Below are 24,245 nucleotides of genomic sequence, written 5' to 3' on the forward strand. Positions count from 1 at the left end.
GATGGCCGCGGACATGGCGTTGCCACTGCCCGGCAAATTGACTCACCGCTTGTCACGTGCCGAACTGGGCGACCGGATTTTCGTGGTCGGCGGCAAATGGCTGTTATTGCTGCTGTTGGTCGTCGCGGTGTTGATGCCGTTGCTGGCGATCTTCTGGCGCGGCTTCAGCGCAGAAGACGGGCAGGGCGGCGGCTGGGTGGCGGCACGGGCACTGTTGGTCAGTGACAACTTTCATTGGTTGCTCGGCAACAGCCTGAAGGTTTCGCTGAGCGTGGCGGTGATTGTCGTACCGCTGGCCTACCTGTTTGCCTACGCGTTGCAACGCACTCTGATCCCCGGCAAACGTGTCTGGCGCGGGCTATCGCTGTTGCCGTTGATGGCCCCGTCCATGCTGCCGGGTATTGCGCTGGTCTACCTGTTCGGCAATCAGGGCCTGTTGCGCGGTCTGGTCCCGGACAACATTTATGGCTTTTGGGGAATCGTGCTGGGGGAGGCGATTTATACCTTTCCGCATGCGCTGATGATTTTGCTCTCGGCGCTGTCGCTGGCCGACGCTCGCCTGTTCGATGCCGCGTCCAGCATGGGCGCCGGGCCTTTCAAAGCGTTTCGCAGCATCACCTGGCCCGGCACACGCCAGGCCGTGTTTGCCGCGTTCTGTCTGGTGTTCACCCTGACCATCACCGATTTTGGCGTGCCCGTGGTGGTGGGGGGCGACTATCAGGTGCTGGCGCTGGAAGCCTACAAAGCCGTGGTCGGGCAGCAACAATTTGGCCGGGGTGCCTTGATCGGCATGGTCTTGCTGCTGCCTGCGCTGTTCAGTTTTGGCGTCGATGCGTGGCTGCGCCGGCAACACGGCGACGCCATGAGCGGCCGTGCTCACGTCTTCACACCGGCGCCGGGCAAGGTGCGCGACGGCTGTTATCTGGCCATCGTGCTGCTGATGTGCGCGGTCTTGCTGACGGTGTTCGGCATGGCGGTGTATTCGTCGCTGGTCACGTTCTGGCCCTATAACCTGTCGCTGTCGCTCAACCACTATCAATTCAACGACACGGCCGGGGGCGGCTGGCTGGCCTATCGCAACAGCCTGACCATGGCACTGTGGACGGCGTTGATCGGCAGCGCAGTGATCTTCACCGGCGCGTACCTGATGGAGAAAACCAACAGCCAGAAGGGGCTTAACCTGGCCCTGCGCATGCTCAGCTTTGTGCCCATGGCCGTGCCGGGCCTCGTGTTGGGGTTGGGCTACGTGTTCTTTTTCAACCTGACCGGCAACCCGCTGCATGTGCTGTACGCAACCATGACGCTGTTGGTGGTGTGCACCATTGCTCATTATTTGACCACTGCGCAAATGACCGCCACCACGGCCCTGCGCCAACTGGATGCCGAGTTCGAAGCCGCCGCGTTATCGCTCAAGGCCCCGCTGTATCGCCATTACCTGCGGGTCACGGTGCCGATCTGCCTGCCGGCGCTGCTGGACATCGTGCGTTATCTGTTTGTATCGGCCATGACCACCGTGTCGGCCGCGATTTTCCTCTACAGCCCCGACACCCTCCTCGCGGCGGTGGCCGTGCTGAACATGGATGACGCGGGCAACGTGGGCGGCGCCGCCGCCATGTCGACCCTGATTCTGTTGACCTCGGCGGGTGTCTCCCTGCTGCTGGCCGCTGCCTCGCGCGGCTTGCTGCGCCGTTCGCAAGCCTGGCGCCAAGGCGCCCCGGCGCAATGATCCGTCCTTCACTCACTCAAAGGAACCGCACCATGTTCAAGCCTCTTGCCCTTGTCGCTGCTGTCCTCACGGCTTTTAGCGTCAACGCGTTTGCTGCCAACACCCAGTTGACCGTGTACACGGCCCTCGAAGCCGAACAGCTCAACACCTACAAAAAAGCCTTCGAAAAGGCCAACCCGGACGTGGAAATCAAGTGGGTGCGTGACTCCACCGGCATCATCACCGCCAAACTGCTGGCCGAGAAAGCGCGTCCACAGGCGGATGCGGTGTGGGGGCTGGCGGCGTCCAGTCTGGCGATCCTCGACCAGCAAGGGATGTTGCAACACTACGCGCCCCACGACCTGGGCAAGATCGGGCCGAACTACCGCGACGCGGCCAACCCGCCGGCCTGGGTGGGGATGGACGTGTGGGCCGCGACGATTTGCTTCAACACCATCGAGGCTGAAAAACAGGGCCTGACCAAGCCCGTGAGCTGGCAAGACCTGACCCGGCCCGAATACAAGGGCAAAATCGTGATGCCTAACCCGGCGTCATCCGGGACGGGGTTTCTGGACGTGAGCGCGTGGCTGCAAACCTTCGGTGAAAAGCAGGGCTGGCAGTACATGGACGATCTGCATCAGAACATCGGGCAATACGTTCACTCTGGCTCCAAGCCCTGCAAGTTGGCGGCTGCGGGTGAATTCCCGATCGGTATTTCGTTTGAATACCCGGCCGTGCAGCTCAAGCGCCAGGGCGCGCCGCTGGACATCGTTTTGCCCAAAGAAGGCCTGGGTTGGGAGATCGAGGCCACGGCGGTGATCAAAGGCACGCCCCACCAAGAGGCGGCGAAAAAGCTGGCAGACTTCTCGGCCAGCCCTGAAGCCATGGAACTGTACAAAGAGAACTTTGCGGTATTGGCCCAGCCGGGGATCGCCAAGCCGCAGACCGAACTGCCTGCCGACTATGAGCAGCGTTTGATCAAAAACGACTTCGCCTGGGCCTCGAAAAACCGCGACCAGATTTTGACCGAGTGGCGTAAGCGTTACGACGGCAAGACTGAAAAAGCCGCGCAGTAAAGGGCCACCCGAGGAGTTCGCTATGTCCGATTCCAACTCGATTTTGATCGTCGGTGCCGGGATTCTTGGCCTGTCTCACGCCTACGCGGCAGCCCGGCGCGGCCTCAAGGTGCGGGTGTTCGAGCGCACGGCCACGCCACTGGGCGCGTCGGTGCGCAACTTCGGTCAAGCGCTGGTCACGGGCCAGCCACCCGGCGAGATGCTGGACCTGGCCCGCGCCAGCCGCAGCATGTGGGCAGACTGGTCCCGGCAGGCGGGCTTCGACCTCAAGCGCAACGGCTCGTATCTGTTCGCCCGCACCGAAGCCGAAGAACAACTGCTCGATGCATTCTGTCAGGGCCGCGCACAGGAATATGGCTACCGTGCCGAATGGCTCGGCGCCCGTGATCTCGGCACCCTGTATGGCGGCCAGTTCAAGCATCACCGCGCCGCGTTGCATGGCCTGGACGACCAACAAGTCTATTCCCGCGAAGCCATCCCGGCGTTGATCGAGTACCTGCGCAACGCGCTGGGCGTCGTGTTTCATTTCTCAACCCTGGTGCGCGACGTCGAACCGGGCGTGGTGCACACCACCGCGGGCCGCTTCAAAGGCGCGCAGGTGATTGTCTGTTCGGGCCACGATTACCAAACCCTGCTGGCAGCGCCCATGGCGCAGCTCGCGCCTAAAATCTGTCGCCTGCAAATGTTGCGTGTGCGCCCGCAGGTGGCGTTGAACCTGCAACATGCTTTGCTCACGGGCCTGAGCTGCGTGCATTACGGGGCGTTTGCCGATTTGCCCGAGGCCGCCGCCGTGCAGGAGGAGATTCTGTGCAACAGCCCTCATCTGGACGATCACGGTATTCACCTGCTGATCAGCCCGACCCCTTATGGCGATTTGATCGTCGGGGATTCTCACGAATACGGCGACGATCCATCGCCTTTCAACGGCGAACAGGTTGATGACTGGATGCTGCAACTGTGTGAGGACACCCTCGGCTGTCGCGTGCAGGTCGTGGAACGCTGGCAAGGGGTGTACGGCGCCAAAGGGGCCAGACCTTTCTCATGGCTGGACGTGGCACCGGGCCTGCATGCCGCGCTCATGCACACCGGGGTGGGCATGAGCATCGGGCCCGCCATGGCCGAGGGCAATATCGCCCGTATGCTGCAGGAGGCGTGACGCGGCTGACGTGCGGGCGCTAGGGCTCAGATCTGTTCGGCCAACGCTTCAATCTGCTCCTGACGCTCAGCCTGGCTCAGCTTCGGGTGCGGGTTGAGTGACGACCACTGCGGGTGCGCCCGCGCCTTGTTCAGCGCTTCTGGCAGCTTCCCTGCGCGCCAGGTGGTCTCTTGTGGCGTGGCGACCTTGATGCTGTCGACGGCGGCATGCCCTCGGGCATTCAGCGCATGCAGCAATTGGCGTTGGCGCAAGGCCAACAGGCGCAGCACGCTGTCGTCCACGGTCAGTTCGCGCTGGCCTTTGATTTTGCCCAGCAAGCGGCTGCCATAACTGCGCGCGGTTTGCAGGGCGCCACCGGCAATGGCTCCGGCCAAGGCTGCCGCGCCCAGCGTCAGGCCACCCACCATCAAGTCCACGCCCGCACCTGCCGCGGCGCCTGCGGCAATACCGCCGCCCACGCGCACGCCCAGTTGTTTGAGGGTTTCGGGGTTGAACAAGTCATCGCCCCAGCGCCCGTCCAGCAGTGGCAAATCGCTGGCCGCAGCGTCGCTGGCGCGAAAACCGTAGAGCTTGAGCAGGGCTTCCACGCAACGTTGTTCGCGCTGGCGAACGGCCTGACGCAGTTGATGAATGGCCTCCTGTTCGGCCGTTTTTTCGCTGACCACGCTGCGTCGACAGGCCGCGCAGTCGATCAGCAATTCGGCAATCAGGCGCAGCGCGCTGTGCTTGCGGGCCTCGCGCTGGGCTTGCAGATCGGTAACCAGGCGCTGCAGCGCGTCCCGTGAGTGCTCCAGCAGCAGCGCAAGGCTTTCATACAGGCGCCGTTCGCCATCCTCGGGCGGGGCGACGCTGTCGAAACGCACCAGTGCATGCAAACCGAGGCGCGCCAGGGCGTCGCGCCACTCGGGTTCGCGCTGTTGCGCACTGCTGACGAAATTGAGCACCGGCAGCAGTGGTTTGCCGCAACTGGCCAGCACGCTGAGTTCGTCACGGTATTTGGCCAACACCGGTTCGCGAGCATCGATCACGTAGAGCCCGGCGTCCGAAGCCAGCAGTTGGCGCAGGACTTTGGCCTCTTGCTCGAAGCGCTGTCTGGCCTCGCTGCCTTCCAAGAAGCGCGCCACCCGGGCCGGGCCGTCCAGGCGTTCACCGGGGCGGTCGAGGCGCTCCAGGTAGTCGAGCAGGGCGATGGCATCTTCCAGCCCCGGCGTGTCGTACAACTCCAGTAAGGCTTCGCCGTCCACTGACAGACGTGCCCCTTCAACGTGCCGGGTGGTGCTGGGGCGATGGGAGACTTCGCCAAAGCCGACATCCCGGGTGAGGGTGCGCAAAAGCGAGGTCTTGCCGACATTGGTGTGGCCGACCACGGCCAGCGTCAGAGGCTTAGTCATGGCCCGTCTCCAGCCAGTTCAAGGGCGCGCTGGCGGCAAAGGGCAGGCCCAGTTGCTCCAGCGCGGCATGCCAGTCACTCAGACGGTCGGCGTCCAGCGCCTGACCGGGCGGAGCTTGCAGCAACCAGACCCGCGTGGCGGCGGCACTGCGCGCCAGTTCACCAATCAACGCCAGGCTGCCGCGGTCCGGTGAGCGCCGCGGATCACAGGCAATTGCCAGGCGCGCGGGCGGGAAGCGAGTCATTTGCTCCAGCAGGGTTTGCCGTGACTCGCGGCTGTCGAGGATGCCAGCGTCTTTGACCGAGGCAGGCAAGGCGGGCGGCCATGGCTGTTGGTCGTCGAGTTCGAGGCCCACGATCAGTGCGCCATTGGTTTGCAGTGCCGACTGTCCGGCCTGCACGTGATGCAACTGTTCGGGCGCGCTGTCGTTGACACCCAGGCGCTCGCTGCTGGGCATTAAGGGTTCGCGCAGTTGGCTGTAGCCGGGCAAGGTGAGGTCCAGCTGCAAGGTGTCGCGTCCGGTTTTCCAGCGCCAGCGGCAGAAAACGTAGAGCAGCAGGCGCGGGATCACGCCATAGATCAGAACAACGCCGACCAGCCAGATCGCCCAGGACTGACGAACCAATTCGTTGTTGTAGAGACTGCTGTCCGTGCTGACGAGGATCATCTCCACGGTGGGCACGCTGAAACCCAGCCAGTTCGGCAGTGCGCCCAGCGCCCGTGTGGCAGCGACGAACACATCGGCGCCGAGGATCGTGGTCTCCCAGATAAACCCGTAGCGGCGCGTGGCCATGAGCAACAACATCATCACCAGCGCGCTGAGCATGGCCAGCAGCCACAGGCCATTGACCAGCGCGCCAACGGCCCAGCGATTGAGCTTGCGCCGTTGCAGCAACAGCACTAACGCGGGGCCAAGCTGTGCGGCCTTGGCATCGCGGGCGAGTTTTTCACTGAGCCATAGCCACAATCGGCCCAGACCCGCACCGTGCTCACCGGCACACACCAGGCCGACCACCCAGCTCAGTAGCAGGATCAGGTTGAGCCCGAGCAAACTGCCCAGCGCCCAAAACACGTTGACCGGGGTCTGGCCGTTGCCCAGCGCCGCAAAGGCCAGCCCGGCACCACTGACGACAGCCATCACCGCGAGCACCAACAGGGCCAGTCGCGCGCCTTGCAGCCAATGCAGCATGGCGCTGAGCAAACCGTCGCGCTCGGCCAGCCACAGGGCACGGTTTTCAATGCGTGCGGGCAAGTCGCCGCCGGTAGTGCGGGCGCGGCGGTTGGCTTCCAGATCATCCAGCGGGCCTGCATGTGCTTCGCGCAGACGCACGGTTTCAGTCAGCCAAAGGCGTTGCAAAGGAGAGAGTTGAGTCACAGGCCGATCCATTCAAGTGAGCCAAGAGCATAACCGCTGCGGCGCCGGACGGGGTACTGCGGGCGCGGGTCGCTCTGGTATCCTCGCCCCCATGAAAAAAACACTCCCCCTCAGCCTGATCGCAGCCCTCGGTGAAAACCGCGTGATCGGCGTCGACAACAGCATGCCGTGGCATTTGCCGGCGGATTTCAAATATTTCAAGGCCACCACCCTGGGCAAGCCCATCATCATGGGGCGTAAAACCTGGGACTCGCTGGGCCGCCCCTTGCCGGGCCGGTTGAACCTTGTCGTCAGTCGTCAGACCGGCTTGCAACTCGAAGGTGCCGAGGTGTTCGCCTCCCTCGATGCCGCCGTCGCGCGCGCCCAGGCCTGGGCGGTGGAACAGGGTGTCAGCGAAGTGATGTTGATTGGGGGCGCGCAGTTGTACACCCAGGGTCTGGTGGATGCCGACCGGTTGTACCTGACGCGTGTGGGCCTGAGCCCGGAAGGTGATGCGTGGTTTCCTGAGTTTGATCAGGCGCAGTGGACATTGGTGTCCAACGAGCCGCATGCGGCTGAAGACGGAAAACCGGCGTTCAGTTTTGAAGTGTGGGAAAGGGCTTAAGCAAACATTGAAGCCCCTCTCCCATGGGGAGAGGGGTCGGTGAGGGTCAAGCGTTACGCGTGTGCCAGCTCGCCATGATCGTCTTCAGCCAGAATGGCTTTATCCGTCTCATTCATGATCTGGCTGGTCACCGTACCGGCCACCATGGCACCGCTCACGTTCAAGGCCGTGCGGCCCATGTCGATCAGCGGCTCAACCGAGATCAACAGCGCCACCAGCGACACTGGCAGGCCCATCGCGGGCAGTACGATCAGCGCAGCGAAGGTTGCGCCACCGCCTACGCCAGCCACACCGGCTGAGCTCAGCGTCACGATCGCCACCAGCGTTGCAATCCACAACGGGTCCAGCGGGTTGATGCCCACGGTCGGGGCAACCATCACGGCCAGCATGGCCGGGTACAGACCGGCACAGCCGTTTTGACCGATGGTCGCGCCAAACGAGGCCGCAAAGCTGGCAATGGATGACGGAATCCCCAAGCGACGGGTTTGCGCCTCAATGCTCAACGGAATACTGGCTGCGCTTGAACGGCTGGTGAACGCGAACGTCAACACCGGCCAGACCTTGCGGAAGAAGCGTAGCGGGTTGACCCCGGACAGCGACACGATCAGCCCGTGAATCACGAACATCAGCGCCAGGCCGATGTAAGACACCACCACGAAACTGCCGAGTTTGATGATGTCTTGCAGGTTGGACGTCGCCACCACTTTGGTCATCAGGGCCAGCACGCCGTACGGGGTCAGTTTCATGACCAGACGTACCAGACGCATCACCCAGGCTTGCAGGGTGTCGATGGCGTTGAGCACTTTGCTGCCTTTTTCCGGCTCATCCTTGAACAGTTGCAGCGCGGCAACGCCCAGGAATGCAGCAAAGATCACCACGCTGATGATCGACGTCGGCTTGGCGCGGGCCAGGTCGGCAAACGGGTTTTGCGGGATAAACGACAGCAGCAGCTGCGGCACATTCAGGTCGGCCACTTTCCCTGCGTAATCGCTTTGAATGATCTGCAGGCGGCTCATCTCCGCAGCGCCCGCCACCAGACCTTCAGCCGTGAGGCCGAACAGGTTGGTCAGGCCGATGCCCACCAGCGCTGCGATCATGGTGGTAAACAGCAGGGTGCCGATGGTCAAAAAGCTGATCTTGCCCAACGACGACGCGTTATGCAGCCGCGCCACGGCGCTCAGGATCGACGCAAATACCAGCGGAATCACGATCATTTGCAGCAACTGCACATAGCCGCTGCCAACCAGATCGAACCAGCCGATGGACGTTTTCAGGGTAGGGTTTTCAGCACCATAGATAAGGTGCAAACCAAGACCGAAAATCACACCGACAACCAGCGCCAGCAGGACTTTTTTAGCAAGGCTCCACGCGGTGTGGCGGGTCAGCGACAAGCCGAACAGCAACGCGAGGAACACCAGCAGATTGAGGATCAGCGGGTAATTCATGAAAGCTCCGAGGGGCGACTTGTACCAGTCTTGGGGTGTAACAATTTCGAACCGGAAATGCTAACAGGTTGATATAGCTAGAAATATACCGTTCTGGAATGACTACCTTTGATTTGGGAATAAGCCTGTCGACAGACCGAAGGTTGTTTGTGCCTCTCGTGTCGCTTATAGAGAAGCATAGCTGATGGCGCCTTTAAGCTTTTGCATTGGGTATGTCTGTAGGGAATATCTTTTGTCCCTTCATTAAAAATCCCGGCACATGGCCGGGATTTTTGGGGGGTGCGAGGTGGGTTACGGCACCAGTTTGTCCAGCAAGGCTTTGTCACGTACCGCGCCCTTGTCGGCGCTGGTGGCGAGCAAGGCGTATGCCTTCAATGCCGTGGTGACTTTGCGTGGACGCACTTCGACCGGTTTCCAGCCTTTTTTGTCCTGCTCGACCCGGCGCGCCGCCAGTTCTTCGTCGCTGACCAACAAGTTGATCGAGCGGTTCGGGATGTCGATCAGGACTTTGTCGCCGTCCTGTACCAGGCCAATCGCGCCGCCCGCCGCAGCTTCCGGTGAGGCGTGGCCGATGGACAGGCCCGACGTACCGCCCGAGAAGCGTCCGTCGGTGAGCAAGGCGCAGGCTTTGCCCAGCCCTTTGGACTTGAGGTACGAGGTGGGGTAGAGCATCTCTTGCATGCCCGGCCCGCCTTTCGGGCCTTCGTAGCGAATGATCACGATGTCGCCCGCCTGCACTTCATCCGCGAGGATGCCGCGCACGGCGCTGTCCTGGCTTTCGAAGATTTTGGCGTTGCCTTCGAACACGTGAATCGACTCATCGACCCCGGCGGTTTTCACCACGCAACCATCCAGCGCGATGTTGCCGTACAGCACGGCCAGCCCGCCTTCCTGCGAGTAAGCGTGTTCGACGCTGCGAATGCAGCCGTTTTCACGGTCGTCGTCCAGCGTGTCCCAGCGAGTCGACTGGCTGAACGCGGTTTGCGTCGGGATGCCGGCCGGGCCCGCGCGGAAGAAGGTGTGCACGGCTTCGTTGTCAGTCTGGGTGATGTCCCACTGGGCGATGGCGTCGGCCATGGTCTTGCTGTGCACCGTCGGCAGGTCGGTGTGCAGCAAGCCGCCACGGGCCAGCGAGCCGAGGATGGAGAAAATGCCGCCAGCGCGGTGCACGTCTTCCATGTGGTACTTCTGGATGTTCGGCGCCACTTTGCACAGTTGCGGGACGTGGCGCGACAGACGGTCGATGTCCTTGAGGTCGAAGTCGATCTCGGCCTCCTGGGCGGCGGCCAGCAAATGCAGGATGGTGTTGGTCGAGCCGCCCATGGCGATGTCCAGCGTCATGGCATTTTCGAATGCCTTGAAGTTGGCGATGTTGCGCGGCAGCACCGATTCGTCGTTTTCGACGTAGTACTGGCGGCACAGGTCGACGATGGTGCGGCCTGCTTGCAGGAACAGTTGCTCGCGGTCGCTGTGGGTGGCCAGTGTCGAGCCGTTGCCCGGCAGCGCCAGGCCGAGGGCTTCAGTCAGGCAGTTCATCGAGTTGGCGGTGAACATGCCGGAACATGAACCGCAGGTCGGGCAGGCGCTGCGCTCGTACTCGGCAACCTTCTCGTCAGAAGCGCTGGAGTCGGCTGCAATCACCATGGCATCCACCAGATCGAGGCCGTGGCTGGCGAGCTTGGTTTTGCCCGCTTCCATCGGCCCGCCGGAGACGAAAATCACCGGGATGTTGAGGCGCAACGAGGCCATCAGCATGCCGGGGGTGATTTTGTCGCAGTTGGAAATGCACACGATGGCGTCGGCGCAGTGGGCGTTGACCATGTACTCCACGGAGTCGGCAATGATCTCGCGGCTCGGCAGCGAATAGAGCATGCCGTCATGGCCCATGGCGATGCCGTCGTCCACGGCGATGGTGTTGAATTCTTTGGCAACGCCGCCTGCGCGCTCAATCTCGCGGGCGACCAGTTGGCCCATGTCCTTGAGGTGGACGTGGCCCGGCACGAATTGGGTAAAGGAGTTGGCAATGGCGATGATCGGCTTCTTGAAGTCGGCATCTTTCATCCCCGTGGCGCGCCACAACGCGCGCGCACCGGCCATGTTGCGGCCATGGGTGGAGGTTTTCGAACGATAGTCAGGCATGGAGCAACTCCGGGCGGCTAATCAGGTAACAAACAGGGAAGTGAGCTTCTAATCGCTGACTGACAACACAGAAAATGACTACGTGTCAGCAAGCTGCCGTTAACGCTGCGGGATCGCCGCGCGTCTGGGCCTGAGCTCATAAACCCGCCGGGGATGATTGGCGATGAATGCGTCGATTCTACACGGCTGGCGTGCGGAGGGAATGGGCCTAACGCACGGCCCACAGAGCAAGGGCTATGCCGGGCGCTGTTCGCGCAGGCGTCGGCAGGTGGCCAGGATCAAGCCCAGCGCAATCAGGCCCAGCGCCATGAAGGTGGTCGCCAGCGTCACTGGCAGGCTGGCCGGGCTGAGGTTGACCCAGGCACTGACAACCCCGCCGCAGATGAAGATCAGCGCGCTGCCGGCTGACGACGCCGTGCCTGCCAGATCAGGAAAGACGTCCATCGCCCGTGAGGTGGCAATTGGCCGGGCGATGGTGATGCCCATGGTGCAGACCATCATGGGCAGCAGCACGTTAAAGACCGTCAAGCCTGCGTGGCGGTGCAGCAGCCCCATCAAGCCCCCCGCCAAAACGATCAATAACAGCCCGACAATGATCTGCCGGTTCGCGCTAATGCGTTTGCTGAGTCCATGAGCCAACACGCCGCCGCCCACATAGGCTGCGCCGTACACCAGCAATATCAGCGAGAAGGTGTAGCTGGACAGGTGCAGTTGCTCCAGAAACAACAAGGGCGACATGACGATGAATGAAAAATGGCAGGCGAAAGCGATGGCCGATATCAACCAGTAGCTGATGAACGTGGGATTGCGGCACACAAGGGCGTAGGCCCTCAGCAGGCTGTGGGAGGACGGATTGCGCGCGGGGTTGTCCCTTAAGTGCCTCCAGGCAATGACCCAGACGGTCAACCCCAGCGCGATGAACACCCAGAAGCTGCCGGGCCAATCGAAGGCGTCCTGCAACACGGTGCCCGCCAGGGGTGAGAGCGAGATCGCCAGCCCGCTGGCGGTGACCATAAGGATGCGCAGCTGGTCCCGTTGGTTGCCGGTGAACAGGTCTTGGATCAAGGCTTGAGACAAAACGAAACACCCGCACCCGACGGCCTGCAGGCACCGGAACAGCAGAAATCCGCCGTAATCTGTGGACAGCACGCAACCCGCCGCGCCGACAATCGACAGGGCCATGCCCGCAAGCAGCAAGGATTTGCGCCCTATGCGGTCAGAAAGCGGACCTATGAGCAGTTGTGAAAGCGAAATGCCAATAGCGAACAGGCTGATGGACAGTGCGATATCGCCCGGTGTTCGTTGAAAGTAGTCAGCCAGGGCTGGGAATGAGGGCAATACGACGTCCAGCGGGAACACCCCGAGCACCACCATGCTGAGCAACAGGAAAATCGCCAGCCCCGGTCTGGTCGCTGGCGTTTCAGGCATCCATAAACCCCGCGCTCAAGAACAGTCGCCGGTTGTGCTCAAGGGTGAAAAAACCGGCATTGGCCAACGCCAGCACGGTGGCTCTGGCCCCGGCACGCACGCGTTGTTGGTGAACGGCGGGCTGCTGCAACTGGATGCAGATCTGTTCGATGGTGGTCGGGTTGAGGTCGACACTGGCGAGGCTTTCTTTCAGCCAACGGGTGTCGCTTTCGAAAAAGATGCCGAGGAGGGTGAGTAACTGGGTGGCCGCTTTGGCGCGCTGGACGTCATCGAGCAACGACCACACATGGGCGAACACTTCACTAAAGTACCGGCTGTGACGGGCTTCGTCCCCCAGATGGCTTTTGAACATGTCCAGCACGGTGGACACCAGCGGGACATGGATGGCGCCGAGCAGCTCTTTGGCAATGATCGTCTCGGACACAAAGCCGATCAAAAACCAGTGCAGAGCCCTGTCCGCCGGTCGGCAGATGTCTATTTGATGCTGCAGGCGCTGGATGCGGTGGGCGGGGCGGGAGCGGTTGTTGATGCCGTACAGCTCAGCCACCTGTTCGGCGATCTGGTTGGAGAACAGCGCGTGATAGCCCTCGTCGGTGTACAGCTGCAAGGCGGCGTTTTTCATGGCGAGCGGCACGTGAAGGCCGAGTTCGTTGTGGATCAGGGTCTCGACCGCGCGGTTAACCAGTTTGTGTTCCAGCACCGTGGTGTAGTCGAGGAAGTACACCAGTTGATTGGCCTCCAGGCGCCGCACCACGGACGTGCCTGCCTGCACGATGTCCGGGTGATCGAGGTAAGGCATGAACGCGGGCACAAACCAGTGGCGATCGCCCAGTTGGGACTCAAGGTCCGCAGGCAAGGCGTAAGGGGCGCGATCCAGTCGCACGCTGGCGTTGGTGTCCCAGCCAGCCAACGTGTAGGGCGCAGGAGAGGCACACGTTTTTTGGGGGCAGGGTTTGTTCACGGTGCGGGGTCCTTGTGCTGGATGAGCGCCATCAGCTCCTGGCATTGCACTTGGCCGTCGCCTTTGCCGCAGCCCACAAAAAACAAGGGTTGTTCGGGGCTGTCGTCCAGGCCCAGCAGCGCTTCTACACGGTCATCGGTCAGGGCACCGGTCAGCCAGGTATCCAGCCCCAACTGTGTGGCCACAAGCTGGAACGTTTGAGCGATATGCCCGGCCTCAACGTAGGCCATGCGATAGGCCCGTGAGTGCTCGTACTTCCACCACAATTTGTCGAAGCGCGAGGTGATGAACAGCCCGACGGGCAGGGTATTGATGAAATGCTGGCCGCACAGCAGCTTGCCCAAAGGCTCGTCCGGGAGCGGGCTGATGAGGCTCAGGGCATGCAGGTCACTTGAATAGGCATACACGCCAGCCTTGAGACCGGTCACGTGCTGCACATACACATAACCCTCGCAGGCGTTGAGTCCGCCGCCGGAAGGACTGCTGCGACGCGCTTCCATGCCCAGTGGAATGGACAGATTGATCTCGCCCCGACGTTCGTTCAGATAGCCGAGTGACAGGTAAAGCAAGGTGCTGAGTTGGCGCAATGAAAGGCTTTGCCCGGTAAAAGAACGGGACGTTTTGCGGTTGATCAATGCAGTGGCGAGTGAACCTTTCAAGGCGTCGGCAGGCTTGCACACGGGCAGGGCCACCAGATTGGCGTTATGGGGGTCGATACGATTGGGCTCGGGGGCCGGGGTGCTCAAGACTTCGTTGCAATGTGCCAGGTACTGCACGGCCCATTCATGGACGTCTTGAGGAATGTGCTCCTGCGGCAGGTTCTTGGTGCCGATATGGAAGATTCGGGAGAGGTCATCCCAGCCCCATTCCGGTGTGGGGATTTCTTCGTCTGTAATAATTGAGGCCGCCAGAAAGTCCTGATCGACAGTGCTGTTGGGGTCGAAAAGTTCAGGGCAGCTAATAAGTTGGGTTAATCGCTTGCTGTAGTGAAAGTCGAGTTCAAATTGCGTGTGATTGGAATAATTCCAGACGATGTGATGCGGTGACCGGGCCAATATAAACAAGTAAGGATTTATATGCATGGATCAACAGCTCTGAAGGGGAAGGTAATGAAGCCGGGGTGTCGGCAGGCCCCGGCTTCATTGTCAGCGACGTTGCGTTAGCGCTGAGGAGGGACGGCCAGACAGGCCAGGTTGGCGATTTTGCTAACTTCTAGAGAAACGGCTTTCATCATCGTGCTCCTTACATAAAAGTGGGTGACTTCAGGGAGTAAGTGCAGTCACTTCGTACTGCGTCGTTCTCAAAGTGACTTGGTTAAAACTAGCTGCTTACGGAAAAACAACAATGTTATATAAAGTGAGTTATTGCCCGCTTTTACGTAGGAATAATCTTAAGTGAGAGTTAAGTACGTGTTTTATCTTCAGGCAGTTCGGTAAAAACGTCCTATGTAGGCGATTTTGCTATTAAGGCTTACAGTGTCGAGGTGCTTTTCTTACAGGGATTTTGAACGATGGTCATTACACGCTCCATCAAGACCTGCCTGGCCATTGGCCTCGTGCAGGGGGTGTTGCTCTGGCTGGCCCGTTCCATCACCGAAAACGGCCTCAAGTTCGCGCTGGTGACGGCGGTGTTGGTGGGGGGCATCAACGTGCTGCTGTTGGGCGATAACGTGCGTCAGCGCGGCACCGGCTGGCTGGTCCTGGGCCTGACGGGCGTGATGAGCGCCATCAGCGCCTGGGTGTTCTGGGAAGGGGGTGAGCAGTGGCGTTCAAGCAGTTGGCTGACGGGCAGCTGGACCTGTTTCGGGGTGGTGATTGCGTACATTTGCACGGCCTTCATCCTCAGCTGGCCGACCCGCGAAGGGCGTTTCCCTCGCTACGAAGACTTGTTCCGCCACGCGTGGGACACGGTGTTCATCGTGCTACTGGGGCTGCTGCTTAACGCAGTGTTCTGGGCGTTGATCCTGTTGTGGGGCGGCCTGTTCAAAATGCTCGGCATTGTGGCGCTGAACACACTGTTTTCCACCGACGGATTTATCTACATCAGTTCGGCCATGGTGTTTGCTCTGGGCCTGAAGATGGGCCGGGACAATGATCGTGTAATCGGCTTGCTGCGCGGCATTCTGCTCACGTTGTGCCGGTTCTTGCTGCCGCTTGGCGTGCTGATTGCCCTGGTGTTTACCTTCGCCTTGCCCTTCACGGGGCTGGGGCCGATTTGGGACACGGGTTATTCGACGCCAATCATGGTGTGTCTGGTGGCCGTCATCCTGTTCCTGCTCAACGGCGTGGTACAGGACGGCGAACACGAGATTGGCTACCCCAAGTGGCTACTGCGCATGGTCGACCTGTGTTTGTTGTGCCTGCCGGTTCTGGTGGTGCTGGCCGGGTATTCGACCTGGTTAAGAATTGAACAGTATGGCCTGACGCCGACCCGTCTGTTGGCGATGCTGCTGGTGGTCGTGATGGTATTGCACAGCCTGGCGGCTGCCTGGGCCGTGGTGCTGCCACAGCATCAGTGGTTGGCGCGTTTGCGAGTCAGCAACCCGTTGATCGCGTTGTTGAGCGTGTTGCTGTTACTGGCGATTCATACCCCGTGGTTCAGCCCGCTGCAGTTCAGTGCCCAGAATCAGGTCAACCGGGTTTTGAGCGGCAAAGCGTCGGTCGACACCTTTGATGCAGACACCTTGCGTTACCGCTTGGGACCTCCCGGCAAACAGGCTTTTGAGGCCTTGTTGGCGCAGGTGGAGCAGGGGCAGGTGTTGTCGGCGCCACAGCGTGACGTGCTGTTGAAGCGTCTCAAAGAGGCGGACATGGGGGACCGGGTTAGCGGGCCAAATGAGCGGATGCTGGAATGGATCGGCCCTAAAATCGAAGGCAGTGAGCAGTTCGCTGATCGGGGCATCGGAGGCCAGCCCTGCTGGGCACCGGGGTGCGCGTTGTGGGCGGTGGATCTGAATAACGACGGGCAGATGGAAGTGTTGCAGTTGCCGAAGCAGAAGTGGTCGGGCCCTGTGTACTTTTTTACGCGCGACGCCCAAGGCCAATGGAAACGGGCGGGCACCTACGAGGAAAGCGACAACTCACCCGAGTTGATTGAGGCGATTCGACAGGGGAAGGTGAAGGTGGTCAAGCCGCGCTATCAGTCGTTGCAGATTGGCACCACAGAACTGAGCCCCAAGCTGGATCGAGAACCGCAGCCATAAGCCTGAAGCCACAGCCGCTACCGTCGGTAGCGGCTGTGGAACGTGCCCGTTTAGCTGTTTGGCAGCAAACGGCAGGTGATGCTCTTGATGTAGCGCGTTTCCTGGATCGCCGGGTGTACCGGGTGATCCGGGCCCTGGCTGCCGCGTTCCAGCAACTGGATATTGCGGTCCAGGTGACGGGCGCTGGTCAGCAGGATGTTTTGCAGGTCGTCTTCGGGCAAGTGCATCGAGCACGATGCGCTGACCAGAATGCCGTCTTTGGTGAGCAGGCGCATGGCTTGCTCGTTCAGGCGGCGGTAGGCGCCTTCGCCGTTTTTCAGGTCTTTTTTGCGTTTGATGAACGCCGGCGGGTCGGCCACGATCACGTCGAAACGCTCTTCGTTGGCTTTCAGCTCTTTAAGCGCTTCAAACACGTCGCCTTCCAGGCAGGTCACGCGGTCCGCGAAACCGTTGAGTGCCGCGTTGCGCTCGACGCCGTCCAGTGCGAACGACGATGCATCCACGCACATGACTTCGCTGGCGCCAAAGGCAGCAGCCTGGATGCCCCAGCCGCCGATGTAGCTGTACAGGTCCAGAACGCGCTTGCCCTTGGCATACGGCGCCAGACGGGCACGGTTCATGCGGTGGTCGTAGAACCAGCCGGTTTTTTGTCCGGCGATGACCGGGGCTTCAAACTTCACGCCGTTTTCTTCCAGCGCAACCCACTCCGGCACCAAGCCAAACACGGTTTCGACGTAACGCTCAAGGCCTTCGGCATCACGCGCGGCCGAGTCGTTCTTGAACAGGATGCCGCTCGGTTTGACCACCTGAACCAGCGCCGCGATCACGTCGGCCTTGTGCTGCTCCATGGTCGCGGAAGCCAGTTGCACCACCAGAATGTCGCCGAAACGATCCACCACCAGGCCCGGCAGTAAATCCGAATCGCCGTACACCAGGCGGTAAAACGGTTTGTCGAACAGGCGATCACGCAGCGAAAGCGCCACGTTGAGGCGGTGAACCAAGAACGACTTGTCCAGTGGCACTTTGACGTCGCGCGACAGCAAACGCGCGCAGATCAGGTTGTTCGGGCTCATGGCAACGATGCCCAGCGGTTTGCCGCCAGCAGTCTCCAGCACCGCTTGGTCGCCAGCCTTGAAACCGTGCAACGGCGTGGTGGCTACATCGATTTCGTTGCTGTAGACCCACAAGTGGCCGGCGCGCAGGCGTCGATCGGCATTGGCTTTAAGGCGCAGGCTTGGCAGGGACATGACGTCGCTCCGGGTATTGAAAAGGGCGCGATTATAGCCCTAGACGCGCACGCGGGGCTTGGCTGATTCACCGCATTGTGTCGGATTGCCTGCGCAAAGCTGCGGTAAATTCCGTTAGAATCGCGGGCTATTCCAGAGTGTGTCGTCATGCCCCCAGAGCTTTCATCCGAACAGATCAGCCAAACGCTGCAAGGCATTAGCGTGCCGCCTCAACCGCAAATCATGGTGGATTTGCAGATGGAGCAGTACATGCCCGATCCGGACCTGGAGGCCATTTCCCGCCTGATCGCCCAAGACCCCGGTTTGTCGGGCGCCTTGCTGAAAATCGTCAACTCGCCGCATTACGGCCTGACCAACAAGATTGCGTCCATCAAGCGGGCCGTGACGTTGCTGGGCTGCCGGACGGTGATCAATTTGATCAATGCGCAGTCGATCAAAGGCGAGATGTGCGACGAAACCATCGTGACCCTCAACCGGTTCTGGGACAGCGCCCAGGACGTGGCCATGACCAGCATGACACTGGCCAAGCGCACCGGTTCGCAGGCGGTCGATGAAGCCTACGCGTTAGGGCTGTTTCACGATTGCGGCATCCCGTTGATGCTCAAGCGCTTCCCCAACTACATGTCAGTGCTGGAACAGGCCTACGCCAATGCCGGCCCGAACAGTCGCGTGGTCGACACCGAAAACACCCACTTCAACACCAACCATGCGGTGGTCGGCTACTACACGGCCAAGTCCTGGCGCTTGCCGGAACACCTGACCCACGCCATTGCCAATCACCACAACGCGCTGGCGATCTTCAGCGACGACTCGTCGCGCCACAGCCAACTGAAAAACCTGCTGGCGATCCTCAAGATGGCCGAGCATATTTGTGCCTCGCACAAGGTCTTGGGCATTCAGCGCGAAGACCACGAATGGAACAGCATCAGCCATCTGGTGCTGGATTACATCGGTCTGTCCGAATATGACTTTGAGAACCTCAAGGAAAGCATCCGCGAGCTGGGTGCCCACTAGGTTGTCCCCTGCCGGAGTGTCGAATGCCTGAATTACCTGAAGTCGAAACCACTCGCCGCGGCATTGCCCCGCACCTCGAAGGGCAGCGGGTCAGCCGGGTGATCGTGCGTGAGCGGCGCCTGCGTTGGCCGATTCCCGAAGACCTGGATGTGCGTTTGTCCGGGCAGAAAATCGTCGGGGTCGAACGTCGCGCCAAGTACCTGCTGATTAACGCCGAAGTCGGGACATTGATCAGCCATTTGGGCATGTCGGGTAATTTGCGTCTGGTTGAGGCGGGGTCACTGGCGGCCAAGCATGAGCACGTGGACATCGAACTGGAGTCCGGGCTTGCCCTGCGCTACACCGACCCGCGCCGCTTTGGCGCGATGCTCTGGACCCACGACCCGCTCAACCACGCATTGCTGTTGCGTCTGGGGCCTGAGCCACTGACCGACCTGTTTGACGGCGAGCGCTTGTTCCAGCTGTCGCGCAAACGCGCCATGGCGGTCAAGCCGTTCATCATGGACAACGCCGTCGTGGTGGGCGTGGGCAATATCTATGCGACTGAAGCGCTGTTTGCGGCGGGCATTGACCCGCGCCGCGAAGCCAAAAGCATTTCGCGGGCTCGCTATCTGAAGCTGGCGATAGAGATCAAACGCATATTGGCGGCAGCCATTGAGCGCGGGGGCACCACCCTGCGGGACTTCATCGGTGGCGATGGCCAGCCCGGCTACTTCCAGCAAGAACTGTTTGTGTACGGGCGCGCCTACGAGCAGTGCAAGGTGTGCGGCAGCGAATTGCGCGAGGTCAAGCTGGGCCAGCGCTCAAGCGTGTTCTGCCCGCGCTGCCAGACCTAAGTCGGGTCGCGCGGCTGACGGCGCCGTGTTGTTTTACGCCTTGCCAGTGATCTGACGGTATTTTTCCATCAGCTGTTCTTCGGTTTCCGGGTGGGCTTCATCCAGCGGGATGCAGTCGACCGGGCAGACCTGCTGGCACTGCGGCTCGTCGTAGTGACCGACACACTGGGTGCACAGGTTCGGGTCAATGACGTAGATCTCTTCGCCTTGGGAGATCGCGGCGTTCGGACACTCGGGTTCGCAGACGTCGCAATTGATGCAATCGTCGGTGATGATCAGGGACATGGGTACTCCTGCCGGGGCGGTCGGCCCGGGCAACTGAAATCGAATGCGGACAATTGTGCCGCATTGGCGCCCGCAGTGCACGCGGGCGCCGCTTCAGCGGTCACTTCTTGCGAAAGCGCTCAGTCAGGGCATCGGCCACGGCCGGGTGCACGAACTTGCTGATATCACCGCCCAACGCTGCGATTTCTCGCACTAACGTCGATGATATGAACGAATAACGCTCTGACGGCGTCAGGAACAGACTCTCAACATCCGGTGCCAGTTGGCGATTCATGTTCGCCAGCTGAAACTCATATTCGAAGTCCGACACCGCTCGCAGGCCGCGCAAAAATACATTGGCGTTCTGCTCTTTGGCGAAATGCGCAAGCAGGGTCGAGAAACCGACCACTTCGACATTGGGCAGGTGTTTGGTGACTTCGCGCGCCAGCTCAACGCGTTGTTCCAGGGGGAACAGCGGGTTTTTCTTGGGGCTGGCAGCGACAGCAATGATGACGTGGTCGAACAGGCGCGAAGCGCGTTCAACCAGGTCGCCATGGCCCTTGGTAATAGGGTCGAATGTACCTGGGTACAACACTCGGTTCATCGCGTCGTCCTGGCGGGAATCCGTTGGGGAGTCGGATGGTATCGCAGCAATCCCGGTCGGCCAAGTCGCCATTCGCAGTAGAAAGCACTATAGACGCCGCCGATTTGCTGATTATTTTCAGTTTTCATCCGGCTTTTACCAGGCGTTCGGTCAGCAGTGTCGCCAGTTTTGCCGTGAGCCCATACACCGACAGTTGCGGGTTGGCGCCAATGCTGGTGGGGAATAATGAGCCGTCATGTACCGACACATTGCTCAGTTGATGATGTCGTCCAAGGCTGTCAGTGACGGCGAAGTGCGGATTCTCACCCATCGCGCAGCCGCCCATGACGTGGGCGCTGGCCAGACGTGTCCGATACAGCTCAAGGCTCAAACTGTCGATCAGTTCACGGGTTTCTCGCAGGTTTGTGCACATACGCGCATCGCTGTGCAGTGGCATCACGGCGCTGGCGCCTGCGGCAAATTGAACCTCGGCCATGCTGTGAAAGGCCCGCCTCAACCCCTCCCAGCCGTATGCCGTGAGGCGGTAATCCAGCACCGCAGAGCCGTCGCTGCGCAATTCAACGCTGCCGCCGGGGCTGTCGGGGTGAAAACCGTCGCGCATCAGGGCCAGCATCATCTGGGTGTTGGGCAATTGCGCCATGTGCTGCGCACCGGTTTCGCCATAGCGGGCAAACAGGGTGGCGGCCAACGCCGGGTGCAAGGGCGGTACTTCGAGTTTGTAGCCCATCGGCCCGTTCACGCCGTCTTTCCACTGAAAATGGTCTGAGTAAATCGACTGCGGGGCACCGTAAAACCCGTTAATGGCGGTAGGAAACTGTGCGGCAGAAAAGTTGACCACGTGCAGAAATGTCCGCTTGCCCAGCGTTTTATGGGGATCGGGTGCGTCTGACCTCAGCAACAGGCCGGGGGTATTGATCCCACCGCCCGAGAGCACGTAATGCCGCGCCCTGACCGTGATCAGCCGGCCGGTGGGGGCGACGCAGCGCGGGTCCATGGCTTGGCATTCAAGCCCTGTGACCTGATCGCCCTTAATCAACAGGCGGTGGGCGCGTGCCAGATACAGCAATTGCCCCCCGTTTTCGAGGGTGGCGGGGATGGTCGTTACCAGCATCGACTGTTTGGCGTTGGTCGGGCAGCCCATGCCGCAATAACCGAGGTTCCAGCACCCGCGCACGTTGCGCGGGATGACGTGCCAGCTGTAACCCAACTGCTCGCAGCCGGTTTGCAGCACCTGATTATTGGCATTGGGCGGGACCCGCCAGGGGGCTACGCCCAGGCGTTGTTCCATGCGCTCGAACCAGGGCGCCATCTGTTCGCTGCCATGACCGACCACCGCATGCTCACGGGCCCACTGTTCAAGGGTGGGCGCGGGCGTGCGAAAGCTGGACGTCCAATTCACCAGCGTGGTCCCGCCCACAGCCCGGCCTTGCAAAATGCTCACGGCGCCGTCTTTGCTCATGCGGCCGATACCCTCCTGATAGAGGCTGGCATAGGCCTCGTCTTCGAGCATCTTGAAATCACTGCTGGTTTTGAGCGGGCCTTCTTCGATCAACAGCACTTTCAAGCCCGCTGCACTGAGGATCTCGGCCGTGGTGCCGCCCCCTGCGCCACTGCCGATGATGGCAACGTCGGCGTCCAGGATCAGGTCATGGTCGAGCTGCGCACCGTTGAGGGTTTTCCAGCCACGGGCCATGCCGTCGCGAAAGAGGTCGGGGACAGGCATAAGGAGGTATCCATTGGTTTTTATTGTTTTGGATAACGCGGGTCAGACAGTCGGCGGCCCGGGATACCCGCACTGTGCCCAGGATTCCGGTCGTTCGTACCAACTCATCATCACCAGTTGCAGCAGGGAGGCATGCCCCATGCGCAGCAGGCTCAGGCTGCTGTTCTGCCAGCGTTCGAGAAAATGCCGAATACGTTCCGGGCTGGCGTTTTCCCAAGCGCCCCAGACACCGGTGAGCGGGCCGCGTGTGACGGGCATGGCCAGCACATCAAACAGTTGCTGAGTGAGCGTTAATAGCGCGGGTGACAAGTGACTGAGGTTGCTGTCCAGTTTATGCAGGGTGGCATCGTTTGCACCGGGCATCAGTGATGATGAGACGCTGCCGGCCAGCATGACGGGGATCAATGCCTGCAAAAAGGGCAGGTCACGGTTGCGCAGGACCGCAAAGCCACAGGCGCGGTCGTTGGACGAGCAACCACTGAGGCTGGCGGTTAAGCCGGCGGTGGCCAATAAGGTACTGGCCACCAGGCCGACTTTCATGACGCCTCGGCGTGACAACAGTGCGTTTTCCATACGGGCGTCAGGCATGCCCACTCCTCGTCGATCAGCGAATAAAGAGTTTCTGCACCCAGCGCCCGAGTGTGCGTCCGTAGGGCGGGTAGATGGCCAGCGAGCTGTTCACACGTTGCTTGGTCAGGACGGCTTTGGCATGGCTGAAGGTCAAAAACCCTTCGTGACCGTGATAGCAGCCCATCCCGGAAGGCCCCACGCCGCCAAAAGGCAGGTCGTCGATGGCCACGTGCAGCAAGGTTTCATTCACGCACACGCCGCCTGAGTGGGTGTTTTCAAACACCCGTTGCTGTTCGGCCTTGTTGTAGCCGAAATAATAGAGCGCGAGCGGGCGGGGTCTGTCGTTGATGTAGGCCAATGCCTGTTCCAGGTTGCGATACGGCACGATCGGCAGGAGCGGACCGAAGATTTCCTCCTGCATCACCTGCATCTCGTCGTTGACCTCCAGCAGCAGGCAATGGGGCATGCGTCGGCCCTGGCCCTGCTCGTACAGCGGTATCAGACGTGCGCCTTTGGCGCTGGCATCGGTTTTCAAATGCTCCAGGCGCGCCAGTTGCCGCTCGTTGATGATGGCTGTGTAGTCCGGGTTATCGCTCAGCGTCGGATAAAAGCTGTGCATCACCTGACGATACGCATCAATAAAAGCGCCGACCCGGTCTTCAGGCACCAACACGTAATCAGGGGCTATACAGGTTTGTCCCGCATTCAGGCTTTTGCCCCAGGCGATGCGCTGGGCGGCGTCCTTGAGCGGTACGTCGGCCGAGACAATGGCCGGGGATTTGCCCCCCAGTTCCAGCGTGACCGGCGTCAGGTGTTCGGCCGCCGCACGCATCACCAACTTGCCCACATGGGTCGAGCCGGTGAACAGCAAGTGGTCCACTGGCAAAGAAGAAAAAGCCACTGCGACCTCGGCATCGCCCAGCACCACGGTGACCATGTCATCGGGGAAAATCCGCCCCAGCAGGTCTTTGAGCAAGCGCCCGGTGGCCGGGGTGAATTCACTGAGTTTGAGCATCACCCGGTTGCCCGCCGCCAACGCACCGATCAAGGGGCCCATCGCTAGAAACAGCGGGTAATTCCACGGGACTATGATCCCGATCACGCCCAGAGGCTGATACAGGACGCGGGCGCTGGCGGGCTGGAACATTACGCCTACGCTGCGGGAAGAGGGTTTCATCCAGCGTTTAAGGTGTTTAAGGGCGTAATCGATGTTGTGCAGGCTGGGCATCAGTTCGGCAAACAGCGTTTCGTCAGGGCTGCGGTGGCTAAAGTCCTGGCTGATGGCGTCGATTAACACCTCGCGTTCATCGCTGAGCAACCGCCGTAGGCTTTTGAGCCACTGCTGGCGTTGTGCAAGCGGAGGATAAGGATGCGCAGCGTAGGCCTGACGCTGTTTGTCGAGCAGGGAGAGAAGATCAGTCGGTAGGACTGTGGTGTCTTGATGGTAGGCACTGTCTACAGACATGATCCGCTCCGGGTCGTTTTTTTTAGGTAATGTTTACAAG

20 protein-coding genes are annotated in these 24,245 nt (G+C 60.8%); 7 read left to right on the forward strand and 13 right to left on the reverse strand.

Annotated elements, in window-relative coordinates:
* Position 1 precedes the first annotated feature (1 nt).
* From V6F78_RS08215 to V6F78_RS08225, 3 genes are read left to right on the forward strand one after another with little or no spacing between them, the layout of a single operon-like run.
* The gene (locus V6F78_RS08215) at positions 2–1,726 is read left to right on the forward strand and encodes a putative 2-aminoethylphosphonate ABC transporter permease subunit (protein WP_047296163.1); all 1,725 of its coding nucleotides are present in this window, start codon (positions 2–4) and stop codon (positions 1,724–1,726) included.
* Between the two features lie 32 nt (positions 1,727–1,758).
* A complete protein-coding gene (locus V6F78_RS08220) occupies positions 1,759–2,781 on the forward strand; it encodes a putative 2-aminoethylphosphonate ABC transporter substrate-binding protein (protein WP_094990183.1) in 1,023 nt (340 codons plus the stop codon).
* Between the two features lie 22 nt (positions 2,782–2,803).
* Positions 2,804–3,937: a TIGR03364 family FAD-dependent oxidoreductase gene (locus tag V6F78_RS08225; protein WP_048375296.1), complete on the forward strand. Its 1,134-nt coding sequence runs from the start codon at positions 2,804–2,806 to the stop codon at positions 3,935–3,937.
* A 26-nt stretch (positions 3,938–3,963) separates the two neighbouring features.
* Here the strand turns inward: V6F78_RS08225 and V6F78_RS08230 are convergent, their stop codons facing one another.
* Positions 3,964–5,328, reverse strand: coding sequence for a DUF3482 domain-containing protein (locus V6F78_RS08230; RefSeq protein ID WP_047296157.1), 1,365 nt, complete (start codon positions 5,326–5,328; stop codon positions 3,964–3,966).
* Positions 5,321–6,703, reverse strand: a complete 1,383-nt coding sequence (locus V6F78_RS08235; RefSeq protein WP_047296154.1) for a DUF2868 domain-containing protein — start codon at positions 6,701–6,703, stop codon at positions 5,321–5,323. The genes V6F78_RS08230 and V6F78_RS08235 overlap by 8 nt, the downstream gene beginning before the upstream one ends.
* Positions 6,704–6,794: 91 nt before the next feature.
* On the opposite strand from V6F78_RS08235, the gene V6F78_RS08240 reads away from it, so the two are divergent.
* Positions 6,795–7,307, forward strand: a complete 513-nt coding sequence (locus V6F78_RS08240; RefSeq protein WP_332726948.1) for a dihydrofolate reductase — start codon at positions 6,795–6,797, stop codon at positions 7,305–7,307.
* A gap of 53 nt (positions 7,308–7,360) precedes the next feature.
* Here the strand turns inward: V6F78_RS08240 and V6F78_RS08245 are convergent, their stop codons facing one another.
* From V6F78_RS08245 to V6F78_RS08265, 5 genes are all read right to left on the reverse strand, one after another.
* On the reverse strand, positions 7,361–8,752 hold the full coding sequence (locus V6F78_RS08245; RefSeq protein ID WP_047278457.1) for an L-cystine transporter: 1,392 nt from the start codon (positions 8,750–8,752) through the stop codon (positions 7,361–7,363).
* 291 nt (positions 8,753–9,043) lie between these two features.
* Positions 9,044–10,891, reverse strand: a complete 1,848-nt coding sequence (gene ilvD, locus V6F78_RS08250) for a dihydroxy-acid dehydratase (protein WP_047279486.1) — start codon at positions 10,889–10,891, stop codon at positions 9,044–9,046.
* A 234-nt stretch (positions 10,892–11,125) separates the two neighbouring features.
* Positions 11,126–12,319 carry an MFS transporter gene (locus tag V6F78_RS08255; RefSeq protein ID WP_169862214.1) on the reverse strand — a complete coding sequence of 398 codons (1,194 nt, stop codon included), beginning with the start codon at positions 12,317–12,319 and terminating at the stop codon, positions 11,126–11,128.
* Positions 12,312–13,280, reverse strand: a complete 969-nt coding sequence (locus V6F78_RS08260; RefSeq protein ID WP_332726949.1) for a diiron oxygenase — start codon at positions 13,278–13,280, stop codon at positions 12,312–12,314. Before V6F78_RS08260 ends, V6F78_RS08255 begins: the two co-directional genes overlap by 8 nt.
* On the reverse strand, positions 13,277–14,362 hold the full coding sequence (locus tag V6F78_RS08265; RefSeq protein WP_047296150.1) for a SagB/ThcOx family dehydrogenase: 1,086 nt from the start codon (positions 14,360–14,362) through the stop codon (positions 13,277–13,279). The genes V6F78_RS08260 and V6F78_RS08265 overlap by 4 nt, the downstream gene beginning before the upstream one ends.
* Before the next feature lie 428 nt (positions 14,363–14,790).
* Between V6F78_RS08265 and V6F78_RS08270 the strand changes: the two genes are divergently transcribed.
* Complete coding sequence (locus tag V6F78_RS08270) at positions 14,791–16,482, forward strand: DUF4153 domain-containing protein (RefSeq protein ID WP_047296148.1); 1,692 nt, start codon at positions 14,791–14,793, stop codon at positions 16,480–16,482.
* Between the two features lie 50 nt (positions 16,483–16,532).
* On the opposite strand, the gene V6F78_RS08275 is transcribed toward V6F78_RS08270, so the two are convergent.
* Entirely contained in the window at positions 16,533–17,729 is a 1,197-nt protein-coding gene (locus V6F78_RS08275; RefSeq protein WP_047278442.1) for a class I SAM-dependent rRNA methyltransferase, read from the reverse strand.
* 201 nt (positions 17,730–17,930) lie between these two features.
* Here V6F78_RS08275 and V6F78_RS08280 point away from each other — a divergent pair, with 201 nt between their 5' ends.
* On the forward strand, positions 17,931–18,743 hold the full coding sequence (locus V6F78_RS08280) for an HDOD domain-containing protein (protein WP_169838894.1): 813 nt from the start codon (positions 17,931–17,933) through the stop codon (positions 18,741–18,743).
* 23 nt (positions 18,744–18,766) lie between these two features.
* A complete protein-coding gene (gene mutM / locus V6F78_RS08285) occupies positions 18,767–19,579 on the forward strand; it encodes a bifunctional DNA-formamidopyrimidine glycosylase/DNA-(apurinic or apyrimidinic site) lyase (RefSeq protein WP_047278438.1) in 813 nt (270 codons plus the stop codon).
* A 33-nt stretch (positions 19,580–19,612) separates the two neighbouring features.
* Here mutM and V6F78_RS08290 read toward each other — a convergent pair whose 3' ends face one another.
* From V6F78_RS08290 to V6F78_RS08310, 5 genes are all read right to left on the reverse strand, one after another.
* Complete coding sequence (locus V6F78_RS08290) at positions 19,613–19,864, reverse strand: YfhL family 4Fe-4S dicluster ferredoxin (protein ID WP_047278436.1); 252 nt, start codon at positions 19,862–19,864, stop codon at positions 19,613–19,615.
* A 100-nt stretch (positions 19,865–19,964) separates the two neighbouring features.
* Positions 19,965–20,447, reverse strand: coding sequence for a pantetheine-phosphate adenylyltransferase (gene coaD / locus V6F78_RS08295; protein WP_047278434.1), 483 nt, complete (start codon positions 20,445–20,447; stop codon positions 19,965–19,967).
* Between the two features lie 124 nt (positions 20,448–20,571).
* Positions 20,572–22,170 carry a GMC family oxidoreductase gene (locus V6F78_RS08300; RefSeq protein ID WP_332726950.1) on the reverse strand — a complete coding sequence of 533 codons (1,599 nt, stop codon included), beginning with the start codon at positions 22,168–22,170 and terminating at the stop codon, positions 20,572–20,574.
* A 42-nt stretch (positions 22,171–22,212) separates the two neighbouring features.
* Positions 22,213–22,758, reverse strand: coding sequence for a hypothetical protein (locus V6F78_RS08305; RefSeq protein WP_047296142.1), 546 nt, complete (start codon positions 22,756–22,758; stop codon positions 22,213–22,215).
* Positions 22,759–22,774: 16 nt separating this feature from the next.
* On the reverse strand, positions 22,775–24,205 hold the full coding sequence (locus tag V6F78_RS08310; RefSeq protein WP_332726951.1) for a coniferyl aldehyde dehydrogenase: 1,431 nt from the start codon (positions 24,203–24,205) through the stop codon (positions 22,775–22,777).
* Positions 24,206–24,245: the final 40 nt, after the last annotated feature.

It is taken from the genome of Pseudomonas sp. ESBL9 (assembly GCF_036668715.1).
In the GTDB taxonomy this organism is placed as follows: Bacteria; Pseudomonadota; Gammaproteobacteria; order Pseudomonadales; family Pseudomonadaceae; genus Aquipseudomonas; species Aquipseudomonas lundensis.

Coding starts and splice junctions, on each gene's coding strand:
- V6F78_RS08215 (WP_047296163.1), top strand. CDS start 2: ATGGCCGCGGACATGGCGTTGCCACTGCCCGGCAAATTGACTCACCGC.
- V6F78_RS08220 (WP_094990183.1), top strand. CDS start 1,759: ATGTTCAAGCCTCTTGCCCTTGTCGCTGCTGTCCTCACGGCTTTTAGC.
- V6F78_RS08225 (WP_048375296.1), top strand. CDS start 2,804: ATGTCCGATTCCAACTCGATTTTGATCGTCGGTGCCGGGATTCTTGGC.
- V6F78_RS08230 (WP_047296157.1), bottom strand. CDS start 5,328: ATGACTAAGCCTCTGACGCTGGCCGTGGTCGGCCACACCAATGTCGGC.
- V6F78_RS08240 (WP_332726948.1), top strand. CDS start 6,795: ATGAAAAAAACACTCCCCCTCAGCCTGATCGCAGCCCTCGGTGAAAAC.
- V6F78_RS08245 (WP_047278457.1), bottom strand. CDS start 8,752: ATGAATTACCCGCTGATCCTCAATCTGCTGGTGTTCCTCGCGTTGCTG.
- ilvD (WP_047279486.1), bottom strand. CDS start 10,891: ATGCCTGACTATCGTTCGAAAACCTCCACCCATGGCCGCAACATGGCC.
- V6F78_RS08255 (WP_169862214.1), bottom strand. CDS start 12,319: ATGCCTGAAACGCCAGCGACCAGACCGGGGCTGGCGATTTTCCTGTTG.
- V6F78_RS08265 (WP_047296150.1), bottom strand. CDS start 14,362: ATGCATATAAATCCTTACTTGTTTATATTGGCCCGGTCACCGCATCAC.
- V6F78_RS08270 (WP_047296148.1), top strand. CDS start 14,791: ATGGTCATTACACGCTCCATCAAGACCTGCCTGGCCATTGGCCTCGTG.
- V6F78_RS08275 (WP_047278442.1), bottom strand. CDS start 17,729: ATGTCCCTGCCAAGCCTGCGCCTTAAAGCCAATGCCGATCGACGCCTG.
- mutM (WP_047278438.1), top strand. CDS start 18,767: ATGCCTGAATTACCTGAAGTCGAAACCACTCGCCGCGGCATTGCCCCG.
- V6F78_RS08290 (WP_047278436.1), bottom strand. CDS start 19,864: ATGTCCCTGATCATCACCGACGATTGCATCAATTGCGACGTCTGCGAA.
- coaD (WP_047278434.1), bottom strand. CDS start 20,447: ATGAACCGAGTGTTGTACCCAGGTACATTCGACCCTATTACCAAGGGC.
- V6F78_RS08300 (WP_332726950.1), bottom strand. CDS start 22,170: ATGCCTGTCCCCGACCTCTTTCGCGACGGCATGGCCCGTGGCTGGAAA.
- V6F78_RS08305 (WP_047296142.1), bottom strand. CDS start 22,758: ATGCCTGACGCCCGTATGGAAAACGCACTGTTGTCACGCCGAGGCGTC.
- V6F78_RS08310 (WP_332726951.1), bottom strand. CDS start 24,205: ATGTCTGTAGACAGTGCCTACCATCAAGACACCACAGTCCTACCGACT.